The sequence below is a fragment of the Enterobacter sp. PL_is511 genome, from assembly GCF_055816065.1.
The window spans coordinates 338,050-351,905 of record NZ_JBVPGP010000020.1; the positions used below are offsets into that span (position 1 = coordinate 338,050).

Genomic DNA, 13,856 nt, shown 5'->3' on the forward strand with positions numbered 1-13,856 from the left:
AGGCGTAGTTATTTACTTTTCATCAATCGGTTATCGTTAACGGATTGATTATCAAGATATTAAGGTGATTTAGAAATGGGATTCAAATGCGGTATCGTCGGTCTGCCAAACGTGGGCAAATCCACCCTGTTTAACGCGCTTACCAAAGCGGGTATCGAAGCGGCGAACTTCCCGTTCTGTACCATCGAACCTAACACCGGCGTTGTGCCAATGCCGGACCCGCGTCTGGACCAGCTTGCGGAAATCGTGAAGCCGCAGCGTATTCTGCCGACCACCATGGAGTTCGTGGACATCGCGGGCCTGGTAAAAGGCGCATCCAAAGGTGAAGGCCTGGGTAACCAGTTCCTGACCAACATCCGTGAGACCGAAGCGATCGGCCACGTTGTACGCTGCTTCGAGAACGACAACATCATTCACGTAGCGGGTAAAGTAAACCCGGCTGAAGATATTGATGTCATCAACACCGAGCTGGCGCTGTCGGATCTTGATACCTGCGAGCGTGCGATCCACCGTATCTCCAAGAAAGCCAAAGGTGGCGATAAAGATGCCAAAGCCGAGTTGGCGGTGCTGGAAAAATGTCTGCCACAGCTGGAAAACGCGGGCATGCTGCGTTCTCTGGATCTGAGCAAAGACGAGAAAGAGCTCATCCGCTACCTGAGCTTCCTGACGCTGAAGCCAACCATGTACATTGCCAACGTGAACGAAGACGGTTTTGAAAATAACCCGTACCTCGATCAGGTGCGTGCTATCGCCGAGAAAGAAGGTTCTGTCGTGGTTCCGGTTTGTGCCGCAGTAGAAGCCGATATCGCCGAACTGGATGACGAAGAGCGTGATGAGTTTATGGCAGAACTGGGCCTGGAAGAGCCCGGGCTGAATCGCGTTATCCGTGCTGGTTATGCCCTGCTCAACCTGCAGACCTACTTCACCGCTGGCGTGAAAGAAGTGCGTGCCTGGACCATTCCAGTGGGTGCAACTGCGCCTCAGGCTGCGGGTAAAATCCACACCGACTTCGAGAAAGGCTTTATTCGTGCGCAGACCATCGCGTTTGAAGATTTCATCACCTACAAGGGTGAGCAAGGCGCGAAGGAAGCCGGCAAGATGCGTGCGGAAGGGAAAGAATACATCGTTAAAGATGGCGATGTGATGAACTTCCTGTTCAACGTCTGAGTCGTCTTGAATGAAAAAAAACCACGCCCTGGCGTGGTTTTTTTATTGCGGGGTCAAAAGACATTGTCTAAGAGTTCTGTTTTCATGCTGGGTTCAAAAGGAATGATTTCAGCCGTCGCGAGCTTTAACCTCTGAAAAGGATCCTCGCGTAATCGCTCTTCAAGAGAGGCAAGACTCTCACATTTCGCGAGAATGACCCCACCGATTCTCGGCACCCGTTTTCCGGATGCGAGGAAAATTCCCTCTGCATACCCTTTTTTTAGCCACTCGACATGCGCAGGTATTGCTGCGTCAATCTCTTCGAGTGGTTTGATATAGGTTAAAATGACAATATAAACCGTGCTCATCCTTTGCCTCTCAGCTGTGTTTTTAGCCGTTTGTTGGAATTGCTTATGCAGTTCCTCTGTTGCCATCGGGTATCGTTATCATTTGGGGCACATTTGATCTTAATATGCAGGGCCCGATCGAGACAACGCGTTATTCTTCCTATTCCACGAATAGAACCAGTCATGCCAGCCGTTTTGCTTTACCACATAGCTACAGGCCACAATTACTTCCTTTGACAGGTTGAAAGTTAAGTAATAGAAAATAGCGCCTTCAGGAGGTGCAGACCAAAATAGTTTTTCGCCCTGAGCACTGAAGATGGTCAAAATAGTTGGTAATGGCTTTGGTTCGCTTAACGCAAAGACTAACTGGCGTGTTGAGTCGACCATTGCAGAGTCTAAAAATGGCATCCTAACCCGTATGTTACGTTCAGCACACGCCCACTGAAGCAGGTCATTTTCTTTAATACAAATGAGATTTTCAATCATCGGTAAACCTCAACTTTTAAAGTTTGATCTGTTTCAAATCACCTTCAAAAAGCCCCACAAGATATACCCGGTATCGTGCTGGCTGCACTTCTTTATACGTTAATACAGTAGAAAATTCCTTTACACACTTTGAACAAGTGTTTTTCGAAACATATAATTGGCTTTCATCGTAGATATACTTCTTATGTTCACTAACAAACTTCACACCTCTCATTTTCTTAACAAAAAAGTCTTTCACCTCTTCAGAGAGCGAGTCAAACTCATATGAGTTTACGATAGAATAGATTATTACTCCCTCGCATTCAGGGCATGCTATTTCTGCGCCAGAATCTAAAAAGTCATTATCTATGCCATCCAGGACTAGTACCTTCTTTTTCAGTCGATTAGTTATTCTCATTTTCTATAACCTTTTAATTTTATTAATCAATAATGTCATTCAGTCAAACATTCCATTCGATATAAATTCCACAGTCGAAGCTTTTCTCATTAGACTGTACAATAATGCTTCCCCACTCATGATGCCACTGAGTTCCGTATGGAGGCGTACTAATTTTAAGTTTAGGGCGTGAGGTTATTTCACTATCAACCCATGCTGTCAAGCGCTGTTCTTCTTCAGATAAATTACGCAAATTGGCTCTTTTATCCCAATCCCATAAAGTTTTATAAAAATTCCCATTCTTACTGGTAAGGAATATGCAAGGAGAAAAAGAAAACACAGAAGGCCTCAGTTCTAATATGAAAGTTTGATCTTTCCAATCGATATTATCAATAGAGAAATAATAAGAGCCTATTGTATTCAACGGAGAGAATAACATGAAAAATTCGGAGTTTTTAAAAGTCTCAACATCCTTTAACTCGAGGGGGTAATTGTTAATAGCCACAAAGCCACTATTAACATCAAAATTCATTTCTAACATATCTAAACCACCTTGTCTGGAAGTGACTACATTATATTCCAGGTTAAATATATCCCGTGATTAAATGATTTTATCTCATATGAGACAGAAACCCGCCCCTATTCAAAGCGCCACCTAATCATGTCTGTTTCCGTGGTATCAGGCGTGTCCAGATTGAGTGATTCTTTTAGCCAATCAGATAAGCTTTTCACTGATTCATTTAGCATGTGAATATTAGCTCGCGCATTCCAGTCATTTAATGCGTTATAATACTGACTGTTTTTATCAACAAGATGAAGCATAAAAGGAAAACCATAGCACAACGGGCGTATAGTAACTTGAAATTCTTTGTCGAAAAACGCTACTGAGTCAACAAGGTAGTGATTCGGCATGGTTTTATTTACAGCTTTTCGCTTGTTTAATTCGTGGTATAATCCACTCTTACAAAATCCTTCTTCAGTATCAATTCCCAAAGGAAGATCATCAAATGTCAGATCACCGGTAATCGGATTTAAATTGAATTCAATCATGTTCCCCTGCTTTACTTTTGACTGTCTAACAAGATCTTAATGATATAGTCGACTTAACATGATAACAACTATATGACGATAATTTTCCGTGTAAAATCACATTTGTTATAACATTTACAATAATATCCACATAGCAATAAAGTCTTATTGCCAATGGTGCAATAAGTCAATCCACATTTCTTTTTCCCCAGCGATAACTTTTATGCCATCTTTATTTTGTTTTACATACTGCATGTATGTTTCATAAATAGCTCTTATCATCACCGTTTTTTCAGAGCGAGATCCTTCAATCAAAGTCATTATTTTTTCTAAATAAATTGATGAATTCACTCTTTCGTTGAAAAAAACAATGAGGTAATCGAGTACTTCGTTATATGAATCGTAATTCATGACAGGCTTCTCTGAGCTCTTATTTCGATTTATTTTAGTACATCCAACTTTTGGTTGCGCCTAAAACAGTGTTTCCATTTAACAAAGGAGTCATGTATGCAAGCGTTAATTGATACTGGAACGCTACGCATGGAGATTCTGGTTGGTTTGTACACCTGTTTAAGCAATAAAAACTAATCATTTTCTATGTCAGGAGGAGGAGTCGTAATGCCAAGAACATCTCGCCCAAATCGAATTTCTTCGTTGGTTTTCTTTTTTAATTTTAGGATTATAACACCCAGTAGAGCATTGTTTTTATCTGAATAAATTTTAAAGGAAAATGACTTAGTTAGGATATTAATTACTAAGACAGTTTCTTCATCATAGTTTTCAAGAGCAATAATTAATTCATCAAGACCTTCTACCTTCAACCCTGTAAGTTTTGTATTATTTTTATGCGCTTTCATTATTCGCAACTCATCTTGAGTATTGTTTATAAATGATGCACATTGAAGATTATTCTTTTTATTTAGAGAAGAACTATATTCATCCGGAATTTTTTCTCGCGCATACTCAATAAGGTCATCATCATTTATCATGGTAAATTCGCCTCAACGTAGCCTCTTAGAAGTTCTTTCAGAATGATTTCATGTTCCTTCATGCGTCAAAAGAAGACTCCCACGACCACGAGTCACCTTGTGAAGGAGTCTATTGAAAGTGCAGTGTCTATATCTGATCCACGCGACCGCGCTGTCATCTCTCTTCATTTCTGTACCTCAGAGTAATCGGCCAGTTCAAAAAATACCGGAACTGATTGTCGTGCAACCCTGCCGGTGCATCATCGCCGTCAATACGCGGCAATGAGCGATCGAGACGGTAGAATTCATCGCGTGCGCTCAACAGCCCTGCGTGCGGAAGGGAAAAATTGCATCGTTAAAGATGGCGACATAATGATCGCCTTCTTTACGTCTGATTCTTTATAAATTAATCTTCTTTGGTTAGCTTTAAATTTAAAAAACACCTTCTTTAAGAGGATGATTTTTTATTCCACCCCAGGGATCGTCTAGCAAAAACTTAGCTGCAACAGTTTCTTTTGTCGGTACGAGCGTGAAATTATAATAAATTTCATCTCCTTCACAAACTTCATAAAACAGTGAATAAGTTTTATCATTTAATCCTAAGCTTAAATCAAATTTTTCAGTTGCTGAAGCGACTTGTAATTTATGTTGTTCCGTAACAAAAAATGGCACAACGATGCAGCGCTGAGAATTATCATCTAAATTGAAAGATTGTTCTACTTTAATATTCACGTTTGCGCCAAATGCATCATCTGGCAATGGATCAAATATGACATAATCCTTATGAAGTACAGCACCTTGTGAAATATTTCCTTTCCCCCACTGACTCAGTTTCTCATCATAGTCTCGGGATCGTAACAATATTTGACTATGCGAAATCAGTAGATTAACTATTTGTATGTTTTTATTGTTCATTACCTTACCTCGATTTTTATTCTCGTTACACCTGACTGCTCTGATAAAAATGTTACCAATATTACAACATGCACCACAATTACTGCTCTTTGATATCCGTCATCTCTTGCCAGTTTTGATTATAAAAATTTATTGCCATATATTGAACAACTGCCTCCATATCTCCTGTTCCTCATGAGCAATGACTCTATAATCTTGAGTCTTTCGTCTATATACCATAAAGCATGAGTCTATAGATCGAATAGAAACCGTTTTTTCTTTTCGACAACCCTCTAAAATAGATTGCATATCCTGGAGGCAATTATAATCAAGAATATATTTTTGAAAAAATAATTCCAGAAAATCCAATGCTTCATTATAAGATTGCAAATTTATCATAGTTCCTCTGAGAAAATATCAATCTTGTCGTAATTAATAACTCTATTTTCAGCATGCAGCTGTTGAACACGACCCTGGTCGTATTCAGGGTATGAACTGTGAAGCTACAGACAACATTTACTTCCTTTGACTTTTTCAATTTTAAGTAAAAAAACGCCTTCAGCCGGTAAAACAAAAGTATTTTTTCTTCCTGTACTTTGAAGATTATCTGAATGGTTGATTAGTGCTCTTCAGAATTTATTTTATGAGGGATTATCTCTCCTCTATATGGTATGTATTTCTATTACTCCAGTAAATAATTTTATATTTACCAAATTTGATGTTTTGTTCTTTATAATACTCTATTACTTCAGATGGATACCAACCATGTCCAAATAAAAAAAGAGCACCTTCGTCAACTAACAGTCTTATTATTCTTTGTTTATTCTGTTCGTCAATTACAGGTATAACCATAAACTCATCTTTTAATGAAAAACCTATCGCCTGCATTTTTTTAATTAAACCACTTCCCAAAACACGTATTTTTATACTAGTCCCAGCCACATCAATAACAACAATTGAATTATCTGGCATCTTATTCAATTTACATTTACCCTTATTAATTGTAGTGAATATATTGCTAACATTCAATGGCTTCTTATGAAAGATCTTCTTCTGTTACCAATCCATTAACAAAGATGGAAAATGAATTTGTCAGATATCTTTGAAGTTTTATATGATTCTCTTGCATAGTCAAATACTCATCAAAAGAATCTGTAGCAAAGTATACAATTGAGTAATTATCTAAATCCAGACAGAAGAAATTCCCTCCCCAATCATTTGCGAAGGGAAAAAGGTTTTTTGGGATCACTTGCCTATCCAACATGCTGACATAGCAACCATCAATTAAAGATCTAGGGTCATCATTTGTCTGACTATTATAAATAAACGGTTTAAACCCAGCCACCTCTACTGGTTCAAAATCTTCATCATCGGCCCACCAACTTTTCTCAGGAGTGCCACCATTAAATTGCAGATAATGTGAAATGAAATCATCAGGAAGAATAATAGATAATTCTTCTTCATTTTTAGCAATATCTGCACGTCCAATCTTTTTTTCACAGTTACTGAAATGATTCATATATTATTTGGCCAGATGATCAAAAAAATCGCGAATTTATTTAAGGTGTTTATGAGCTGTTGCTGTATGAAAATTAGCTTAGGAAGCCCGCCTCCCCTGATGATCAAATATTTATCAGAACATTGTCGACAAGCTCAAAGCCTGAAACCCCCATTGTTGTGTAATTTGGATATTCAGCAACAGATAAACGCCTGATTTCGTCCTCCCCATCATATAAGCCGCCAGCATAATTAAATATTTTTAATTCTTTTTTTTCTTCAGTAAGATTAGCGTGGCCAATAATTTTCCAAATGCCTTTGCTAATATTCTGATTGCCAGTGAAAACAACCTTCATCTCTTTGCCAAACTTTTCAAAAGATAAAGGTCTCAGTGAACTGTTATCTTCAAGCTCCTCCGTATTCTGTATTGATAAAATGCAGAAACCTATTGCTTGCTTAAACTTTTCTTTTGGAGCAAATACAATCTGGCAAATCGCAAATTTCCCATTACTCATCGGAATGACAAAGATGTCACCCTCTTTGTATTTTACTTTCATAAGCTATTACCTTTCAGAATTGATAACGCATCTTTCAATACTTTTCCACCCCAATCACTGTTATGACCCGCAATATCCTATGTGCTAGCATTTAGGTTATAAGGACTAAATGATCTGATTTTATTTATGAGATTTTTTAAGGAGATCACTGACTTAGCTCCACCATTAAGAACCATAATCCTTTGTACCAGGAATTTAATTTCCGCTTTGGTCAAATTATTATCAAACATAATCAACTGTTGCAAATGTGATTTACCCGGTGTATTCGCATGGCTATTCAAACGAGCTGGAGCTTCCCCACGTCCTCCATAGATAATATTCTTTTCATCGTGAAGGGTTATCGTCCCGCTCTTTCCACACCAGGTTATTGCGGCAATCGTAATCCAGGCAGAGAGACCAGCGGTGGATCGCGGGTGTGGAAGGGGAAGATTATATCATTAAAAATTGCGATTTGATAAACTACTTTTTACTATTTGATTTGTTTTGAAAAAAATTCACGATTTGACGAGGATTTTTCAATGTTCTGAACTAGATGATTAATAAATCAAACATTATAGCCTAAATATGCTATTACTTTCTTTATCCATGTCCAGACTTCCTAACGCTCCAAGATCTAAAGAATAAATCTCATCAGTACCTTTACGCAAATTCAAAAAGTATCCCAAATCACCATCTTGACCAATCAATAAAACGTCAGGCTCCACCGATTGAATTGTGTATGTATTATTTCTTTCAAGCAAGTCAAAACAATTGAAAACATAAAGCTGGCCACCATTTGCTCGTTGAATTTCATAAGAGTAGCTATCTTTGACGTTCTCAATCATAAAGCGCTTATATTCAGAAGGTAAGGACATGTGTATAATCTTTTCAACTTCATTTAACTGATCAATTAAATCTTGCTTTTCCATATCGGCTTACCTATAAATGAATAAATCCTATATTGAGATAAATATTATCTCCATTAGGTTCGCATTTATTGAGAAATTAGTTGTAATTATTAATAAGGGCAATTATTGTTTCTTTCCTGAAACTAACCAGCCATTAATTGCATATTAAAAAATGAAATAAAAAACCAATTTTTCTTATCAATGTTCTATATATTCAGCGCAATGGTTAAAGATTGATAGAATCTTTATTTATAAACACCAAGCTCTTCAGATCTTGAAATTAATTCATCTTGTAAGGAGCCTTGTATTTCATCGCTGTCATATTCAAGTTTAAAATCCCCATCAATATTTGGAGGGAAACGTGAACCATCGATTGTTCCGAGAACAGTAGAAGTTGTATCTACAATGACCAACCTAAGGAAATTGAAAATTTCCTCCTGTTCTTCTGGGGATAGTTTATGAATTACACTTCTTGCCCGCGAATAAGGATCTTCATCACCATTTGACTTGGATAAATCAGATAGATTATCAATATAATAATTTAGCGTATCGCCTAAAAGCTCGGCAAGTAATGATCTCACAACTAACTCATCTTTATTCACATTATCTCCTACAATTACTTTTACCTTTAGGTTTTGATTTTCTCATTTCAGGATACATTGCTTTATTTTTTGCGATTAATTCCTGAAGAACGCTGTTTGCAATGTCTTGATAAACTCGCCTTAATTCTAAGATGTCTCTAGCAAGCAGTTCCCTCGCATTAGCAAATGGTTAGCCAGTTGAAGGATTAATTTTCTTCGTGAAACAATACCGACACCTTCTTTTGATATAGTATGGCTTTCTTAAGGTACTAAAATTGACGGGCCAGTTTTAGGGTCATAACCTTCTACAAGATCTTTCATAGTAGCTTTTTGCCCCGCTTGATGAGCATCAAGTCCTGTGTTACCTCGCAAAACTATATCTCTCAAATCAGTGTAGACGTAGGTCAGCGTCACGTCTCCATGCAGTTCCTTCAGCAGGCTGAACCCTTCCCGGACAAATCAGGTGGTCACCAGCTTACCGGCGGGCTGTCCGCCCAGCACCTGGCGGATCGTTGGCGGGTAAAACATCCCGGCGATGCAGAAGCCCGAGGAGGTCGTACTCGCTGCGGGTGGTCAGCAACTACGGGGGCTATCCTGAGGTTGGGGTTATTCGTCACGAGTATAATGACCGATTATGGAGGTTAAGAGTAAGCAAAGTGCAAAAAAGCAAGCAAGGTGCGTGCAGAAGGAAAAAGAAAATTGTTAAAAATGACTATGTGATGAACTACTTGTATTATTCTATTTTTTCATTCAAAGATAAACTCCCTCTTCTAATGAGTTTTCAGTAATCGTTGCTTTTGCAAAGGAAATTAGAATATTTGAATCTTGCTTTTTATATTTAACTTCGTAACTACCAGGTTCTAAAGTAATAAACTCACCTGAAATGGCATCTGAGTCGTCAAGCTCAAGATCTCCGCCAGTGACATCTTCTCCCGCCCCAATGAAAACCTTTCCAGAAGGTACGTTTAAAAATAGCGACCCGGTACATTCATCAACATCTCTTTTAATATGGACTTTATAGGTTCCATCATCTCCAAGATTGAGAAATAACACATTACCTTTATTTATTTCTTCAACTTCATCTTCTGGAAGGCTCCACCAATCTACATCATCGTTAAGTCTATGTTTTAGTGACATTAAATCATAAATCACAATTGTTGCTGTATTTGTTTGGAAATGTATTATTGCATGCATAATTTTCAATACTTAATCTTTTATGAAATAATTAAAAACACTATTATGTCAAGTTATAATCTGTAGTATCAATCCCAACTCACATTTCAGCGTTATATTTTTTGAGGATTCCAGTCAGAGTAATCAGCTACACGGATTTCATTAAGAACGAGATCCAGTGGAACATGTGCAATGCTATCTGCGATTTCATCATAAGGCGCTGGCAACTCAAATGAAAAACCAAAGTCGTCATTTATAATAATGAAACCATTAAAAATGCGTTGTTTATTAGTCAAGTCGATTATTTGCCTCATCGTTTGACCTGGTTGTAATATGTTATTATACCTCCCCTTATAGCTTACATTACAACCAATCGAAATGATCGTTCCATCTTCAAGGGTAGCGATTGTGATAGTGTCATCTACAATATATGCAAGCCTTTTCTCATAATCAGGCAAAAAATAATCAAAGTAATTTACCTTAAACCCGGTATATAACTCATTCATATATTTACTTATATTTTCACCCAAAAACACGTTACCTAGCGCTCTCCCTGATAAAATATCAGCATCAAAATCAATCATTTACACCCATCCATTCGGAAAAAGAATTAAATTATAGTAAATTCCATCTCCTTCACAATTCAGCGCAATGGTTAAAGATTAACATGATGCATCTACCATTGCACACTCAAAAAAAATGGTATGTTGGAAATATATTTTTACCCTTTAGTGATTACAATGCTCCTATGATCTGTCTCATTTTTTATCCATAACATTTCATCTTGAGGTAACGATCCATCACTGCAGAAATCTACAAGTTCACCTTGCCAATCATCAGGAACATATTTGTGATAATGCATACTTTCGACATATTGGGAATATAGTCTTTTATTATCAAAGTCTATAAACAAATCTGGCATTAGATCATATATATCCCACCAGGTGGTTTTTTGCGAAAGCCTATTATAAAAATCCCTCAGCTATATCATCCTTATTATATAAATAAGCATCTTTAATTAAACCATCAATGAATATCTTTGCGTTTTCTTCATTTACAACTGGTATGTTATATCTTTCCTTATGAATATCCTGTAGGTTTATTTCCATCCCACTTCTCACAAAATCTTCTACCCATTTTGCTCTGTCTAAAACCCACATTTCTTTAAAGGCCACGAACCAATAAAATCTTCCTTCGTTCTTTATTATCACAAGGAGTTCTTCATCTTTATTAATATTCATATAATAACCTATTTTACACTCCCCGAGACTGGAATCGCTACTTCGTCAAGCCATTCTGCCCATATTGATGGTAATTCATACGATCTAACTGGCGTTGTCGGATCCACACGCTTAGGAATTAATCCCTCTTGATGTAACGGATTAGTACGATAACCAACCTGAGGTATTGCACTTTCTTCTTTTAAATCCGCCATCCGCTTAGGGACTTTAAAGGAGAATACATTTGCCTCGCTCATGTAGATATTTTTAAAAGTTACAAAATGACCCTTTTCCCAAATGAATTATCCGTAATATTTGGCGGAAATAACAAATTATTTTTTCCAATAAAGAATCCTCTGGTTAAGAAAATAATCCGCACGATTAATAGAGGCATCCGCCAAGGCACGGTATGAGAGATACCAAGTTTTCAACTTACAACGAGCAAACCGTAAATCTATTGTCCTGCCATGGTTTGGCCTTCAAGAATCGAGGGCTCTACAGCGGTTTGAACATTCAAAACCTAATGCCCCCCGACAGTGATCTAACATTAATGCCTTAAATCGAATATATTAAATTAAAAAGCATTCGACCTTCATTTTTTTCAAGGCTGATGTCATATTCATTGCCAACCACCTTAAATATCTCGTCTTCATTCACAAAAAAAACTCTGTACACTATTGAGGAAATTATTTGTCTAAACATATCTGAAGAAACATGTCTTCTTAAAGTTTTGAGATCAGCCAAATTATTTCTAACAATATAATACGAATAATTCATTAGAATGAAATTTGATATTAGTAAATTCTTCGTGGATTGATACTTGTCAAAACAATGTTCCAAGGCTCTATAAATTGTTTTTTTAGATTTCTCATAAGTATTAATAAAACTATCAGGATCGCAAAGGTAGCAGTTTTTATCATTAAAAGACAGGGAACTTCTATCGTTGTTCGCAACAAACAAAAAATTCAGCACTGATAATTGATAATGTTTTACAGACTTAATATCTTCAAAGTTTTTCTTTTTTTCAAATTGTACATAAAATTGCTCAAGCAAAGACAATATTGAGACATTACCATGCTGAGAAGTATTTATACAAATCCCATCTTTAGTAATGCATAGCAAATTATAAGAGTCATCATCCATGCCCATTTCAAAACACAAAAATCTTAAAAAAAAGCATTTTGCTTTTATAGCGTAATCTTCTTCGTTATCTTTTAAAGAAAACAGTTGATAGATATAAAACAAGATAAAGATATCTTTATCTATACGCTGTCGGTTATCTATTTGAAAAAGATAACCTAATCGAGAAAGGAAAACTTCAAATGCATACTTACCATCTTCACTTAGGCCTAACTTGTTTAACGCACGCTGAAACATAACTTTAGGAAAGCAAGTTTGCCAACGACTCAACTCTACATGCTTCCCATTTTCTTTTTTAAAACAAACGGGGAATAGGTCCGGTTCATCCTGAACATAGATATATTTTCCAAAACTTTCAATCTCTGCTCTCGCATTAGTGAAGTGTTCAATTTTATGTATAAACATTTCAAAAATCATTACGTAATCCTCTTACCACATTTCTTCCAATTACCTTTAGCATCTTTCTTTTCAATCTGGAATGAAGTGATTTTATCATTAAAACGAGGAAGGATATTTTTATCCAGGGTTAAATCCTGGTCGGCTATCATGATTAACCCATATGGCTTTATCACCTCGATTATTTGGGACCAATCCACCTTTACCACCACGCTCAGAAGCTGATGCAATCGCTTCATCTTTACTCGTATAGCGTATAACTTCCTCTTGTTTTAATCCCAGAAGGTCTATTCGCGTAAGACTATTTGCACCATACAGGTAAAGATTTATCTCCCCCGCCAGCCCTATCGGGTCCTTCTGCGTAAACCGTCCGCAGTCCGGGTCGTAATACCGGAACAGATTGTCGTGCAACCATCTCACAATGCAGGTGTTGACCCTGCATCCGCAGGTTCTGGGAATATCCTGATCCCTGCGTCTCGCTTTCCCGCAACAGCTTGCCCCAGGCGCTGTTCACCCCTTCCCAGCGCACCTGCCCTTCGATATCCGTCATCCGCTCTGGCGTGCCGTTGGACTGGCAGTGGAACCAGAAGATCCCCGGCGCTTCCACGCCGTCAATTCGCGCCAGCGGGTCGTAGCTGTCCTGGTCGCTGTAGACATAGGTCAGAGGCACGTCTCCGTGCAGCTCCTGCAGCAGACGGAACCCTTCCCAGACAAACCGGCTTGCCGGTTAGCTGTCCGCCTTGCATTTGGCGTCGCATTTTGCTGATGCGTGGTCCGAGCGGGTCGTAGCGGAAGCTGACCTGCATCTGCGGCCTGTTGCGATCCCGCGGCTGGCTGATAACCTCCGTCAGGCGGTGTTCGCCGTCGTACCGGTAGTGCCAGCGGATCTGGCCGTTATCCTTCTCTACGGTACGGCCGTGGATGTCATAACGCCACTGAATACCGTTCAGTTGCGTGACCCGGTTATGGGCAATCTTCTTTCCAGCGCCCTCTAACGGATTACCAGCCGCATCCCAGCGCCACTGCTCCTGACCGGGCAGCGAGCCGTCCTGAGCGAGCAGGCCCCGGCGCTGTCGTACTGCCAGCGGTTCCAGTTAAACGGGTTATCGTCCCGTTCTTCCCGCACCAGGTTATTGCGATAATCGTACTCCAGGCGGCG

Annotated in this window: 19 protein-coding genes and 1 pseudogene; 1 reads left to right on the forward strand and 19 read right to left on the reverse strand. The window is 38.5% G+C overall.

Annotated elements, in window-relative coordinates:
* The first annotated feature begins 75 nt into the window (after positions 1-75).
* Positions 76-1,167, forward strand: a complete 1,092-nt coding sequence (gene ychF, locus AC0TN7_RS09290) for a redox-regulated ATPase YchF (RefSeq protein ID WP_020690896.1) — start codon at positions 76-78, stop codon at positions 1,165-1,167.
* Positions 1,168-1,220: 53 nt separating this feature from the next.
* Here the strand turns inward: ychF and AC0TN7_RS09295 are convergent, their stop codons facing one another.
* From AC0TN7_RS09295 to AC0TN7_RS09385, 19 genes and pseudogenes are all read right to left on the reverse strand, one after another.
* Positions 1,221-1,514, reverse strand: coding sequence for a YciI family protein (locus AC0TN7_RS09295; protein WP_024907061.1), 294 nt, complete (start codon positions 1,512-1,514; stop codon positions 1,221-1,223).
* 99 nt (positions 1,515-1,613) lie between these two features.
* Positions 1,614-1,979, reverse strand: coding sequence for a hypothetical protein (locus AC0TN7_RS09300; protein WP_463726782.1), 366 nt, complete (start codon positions 1,977-1,979; stop codon positions 1,614-1,616).
* Positions 1,980-1,995: 16 nt separating this feature from the next.
* Complete coding sequence (locus AC0TN7_RS09305) at positions 1,996-2,376, reverse strand: hypothetical protein (protein WP_047958859.1); 381 nt, start codon at positions 2,374-2,376, stop codon at positions 1,996-1,998.
* 43 nt (positions 2,377-2,419) lie between these two features.
* On the reverse strand, positions 2,420-2,896 hold the full coding sequence (locus tag AC0TN7_RS09310; RefSeq protein WP_473702097.1) for a hypothetical protein: 477 nt from the start codon (positions 2,894-2,896) through the stop codon (positions 2,420-2,422).
* 98 nt (positions 2,897-2,994) lie between these two features.
* Positions 2,995-3,405, reverse strand: coding sequence for a hypothetical protein (locus AC0TN7_RS09315; protein ID WP_463726783.1), 411 nt, complete (start codon positions 3,403-3,405; stop codon positions 2,995-2,997).
* A 144-nt stretch (positions 3,406-3,549) separates the two neighbouring features.
* Positions 3,550-3,795 carry a hypothetical protein gene (locus tag AC0TN7_RS09320; RefSeq protein ID WP_024907057.1) on the reverse strand — a complete coding sequence of 82 codons (246 nt, stop codon included), beginning with the start codon at positions 3,793-3,795 and terminating at the stop codon, positions 3,550-3,552.
* Between the two features lie 173 nt (positions 3,796-3,968).
* A complete protein-coding gene (locus AC0TN7_RS09325) occupies positions 3,969-4,373 on the reverse strand; it encodes a hypothetical protein (protein WP_024907056.1) in 405 nt (134 codons plus the stop codon).
* 411 nt (positions 4,374-4,784) lie between these two features.
* Positions 4,785-5,267 (reverse strand): competence protein ComJ, encoded by a 483-nt coding sequence (gene comJ / locus AC0TN7_RS09330; protein ID WP_048990650.1) that lies wholly within the window; start codon positions 5,265-5,267, stop codon positions 4,785-4,787.
* A gap of 630 nt (positions 5,268-5,897) precedes the next feature.
* Positions 5,898-6,218 carry a hypothetical protein gene (locus AC0TN7_RS09335; protein ID WP_071994458.1) on the reverse strand — a complete coding sequence of 107 codons (321 nt, stop codon included), beginning with the start codon at positions 6,216-6,218 and terminating at the stop codon, positions 5,898-5,900.
* A 64-nt stretch (positions 6,219-6,282) separates the two neighbouring features.
* Entirely contained in the window at positions 6,283-6,765 is a 483-nt protein-coding gene (locus tag AC0TN7_RS09340) for an SMI1/KNR4 family protein (RefSeq protein WP_023292200.1), read from the reverse strand.
* 103 nt (positions 6,766-6,868) lie between these two features.
* Complete coding sequence (locus AC0TN7_RS09345) at positions 6,869-7,300, reverse strand: immunity 26/phosphotriesterase HocA family protein (protein ID WP_024907053.1); 432 nt, start codon at positions 7,298-7,300, stop codon at positions 6,869-6,871.
* 551 nt (positions 7,301-7,851) lie between these two features.
* A complete protein-coding gene (locus AC0TN7_RS09350; protein WP_024907051.1) occupies positions 7,852-8,208 on the reverse strand; it encodes an SMI1/KNR4 family protein in 357 nt (118 codons plus the stop codon).
* A gap of 224 nt (positions 8,209-8,432) precedes the next feature.
* Positions 8,433-8,789 (reverse strand): hypothetical protein, encoded by a 357-nt coding sequence (locus tag AC0TN7_RS09355; protein WP_473702098.1) that lies wholly within the window; start codon positions 8,787-8,789, stop codon positions 8,433-8,435.
* Positions 8,790-9,029: 240 nt separating this feature from the next.
* Positions 9,030-9,182: a hypothetical protein gene (locus AC0TN7_RS09360; protein ID WP_290093171.1), complete on the reverse strand. Its 153-nt coding sequence runs from the start codon at positions 9,180-9,182 to the stop codon at positions 9,030-9,032.
* Between the two features lie 336 nt (positions 9,183-9,518).
* Positions 9,519-9,962 carry a DUF6386 family protein gene (locus AC0TN7_RS09365; protein ID WP_473702105.1) on the reverse strand — a complete coding sequence of 148 codons (444 nt, stop codon included), beginning with the start codon at positions 9,960-9,962 and terminating at the stop codon, positions 9,519-9,521.
* 92 nt (positions 9,963-10,054) lie between these two features.
* Positions 10,055-10,525 carry a hypothetical protein gene (locus tag AC0TN7_RS09370; protein WP_473702099.1) on the reverse strand — a complete coding sequence of 157 codons (471 nt, stop codon included), beginning with the start codon at positions 10,523-10,525 and terminating at the stop codon, positions 10,055-10,057.
* Between the two features lie 381 nt (positions 10,526-10,906).
* Positions 10,907-11,182 carry a hypothetical protein gene (locus tag AC0TN7_RS09375; RefSeq protein ID WP_473702100.1) on the reverse strand — a complete coding sequence of 92 codons (276 nt, stop codon included), beginning with the start codon at positions 11,180-11,182 and terminating at the stop codon, positions 10,907-10,909.
* Between the two features lie 534 nt (positions 11,183-11,716).
* Positions 11,717-12,718 (reverse strand): hypothetical protein, encoded by a 1,002-nt coding sequence (locus AC0TN7_RS09380; RefSeq protein ID WP_473702101.1) that lies wholly within the window; start codon positions 12,716-12,718, stop codon positions 11,717-11,719.
* Positions 12,718-13,856, reverse strand: a pseudogene (locus tag AC0TN7_RS09385) (RHS repeat domain-containing protein); the annotation flags it as partial. The pseudogene AC0TN7_RS09385 and the gene AC0TN7_RS09380, both read right to left, overlap by 1 nt.

Bases quoted from the DNA above. Each gene is read 5' to 3' on its own strand.
- ychF (WP_020690896.1), top strand. From the start codon at position 76: ATGGGATTCAAATGCGGTATCGTCGGTCTGCCAAACGTGGGCAAATCC.
- AC0TN7_RS09295 (WP_024907061.1), bottom strand. From the start codon at position 1,514: ATGAGCACGGTTTATATTGTCATTTTAACCTATATCAAACCACTCGAA.
- AC0TN7_RS09300 (WP_463726782.1), bottom strand. From the start codon at position 1,979: ATGATTGAAAATCTCATTTGTATTAAAGAAAATGACCTGCTTCAGTGG.
- AC0TN7_RS09305 (WP_047958859.1), bottom strand. From the start codon at position 2,376: ATGAGAATAACTAATCGACTGAAAAAGAAGGTACTAGTCCTGGATGGC.
- AC0TN7_RS09310 (WP_473702097.1), bottom strand. From the start codon at position 2,896: ATGTTAGAAATGAATTTTGATGTTAATAGTGGCTTTGTGGCTATTAAC.
- AC0TN7_RS09315 (WP_463726783.1), bottom strand. From the start codon at position 3,405: ATGATTGAATTCAATTTAAATCCGATTACCGGTGATCTGACATTTGAT.
- AC0TN7_RS09320 (WP_024907057.1), bottom strand. From the start codon at position 3,795: ATGAATTACGATTCATATAACGAAGTACTCGATTACCTCATTGTTTTT.
- AC0TN7_RS09325 (WP_024907056.1), bottom strand. From the start codon at position 4,373: ATGATAAATGATGATGACCTTATTGAGTATGCGCGAGAAAAAATTCCG.
- comJ (WP_048990650.1), bottom strand. From the start codon at position 5,267: ATGAACAATAAAAACATACAAATAGTTAATCTACTGATTTCGCATAGT.
- AC0TN7_RS09335 (WP_071994458.1), bottom strand. From the start codon at position 6,218: ATGCCAGATAATTCAATTGTTGTTATTGATGTGGCTGGGACTAGTATA.
- AC0TN7_RS09340 (WP_023292200.1), bottom strand. From the start codon at position 6,765: ATGAATCATTTCAGTAACTGTGAAAAAAAGATTGGACGTGCAGATATT.
- AC0TN7_RS09345 (WP_024907053.1), bottom strand. From the start codon at position 7,300: ATGAAAGTAAAATACAAAGAGGGTGACATCTTTGTCATTCCGATGAGT.
- AC0TN7_RS09350 (WP_024907051.1), bottom strand. From the start codon at position 8,208: ATGGAAAAGCAAGATTTAATTGATCAGTTAAATGAAGTTGAAAAGATT.
- AC0TN7_RS09365 (WP_473702105.1), bottom strand. From the start codon at position 9,962: ATGCATGCAATAATACATTTCCAAACAAATACAGCAACAATTGTGATT.
- AC0TN7_RS09370 (WP_473702099.1), bottom strand. From the start codon at position 10,525: ATGATTGATTTTGATGCTGATATTTTATCAGGGAGAGCGCTAGGTAAC.
- AC0TN7_RS09375 (WP_473702100.1), bottom strand. From the start codon at position 11,182: ATGAATATTAATAAAGATGAAGAACTCCTTGTGATAATAAAGAACGAA.
- AC0TN7_RS09380 (WP_473702101.1), bottom strand. From the start codon at position 12,718: ATGATTTTTGAAATGTTTATACATAAAATTGAACACTTCACTAATGCG.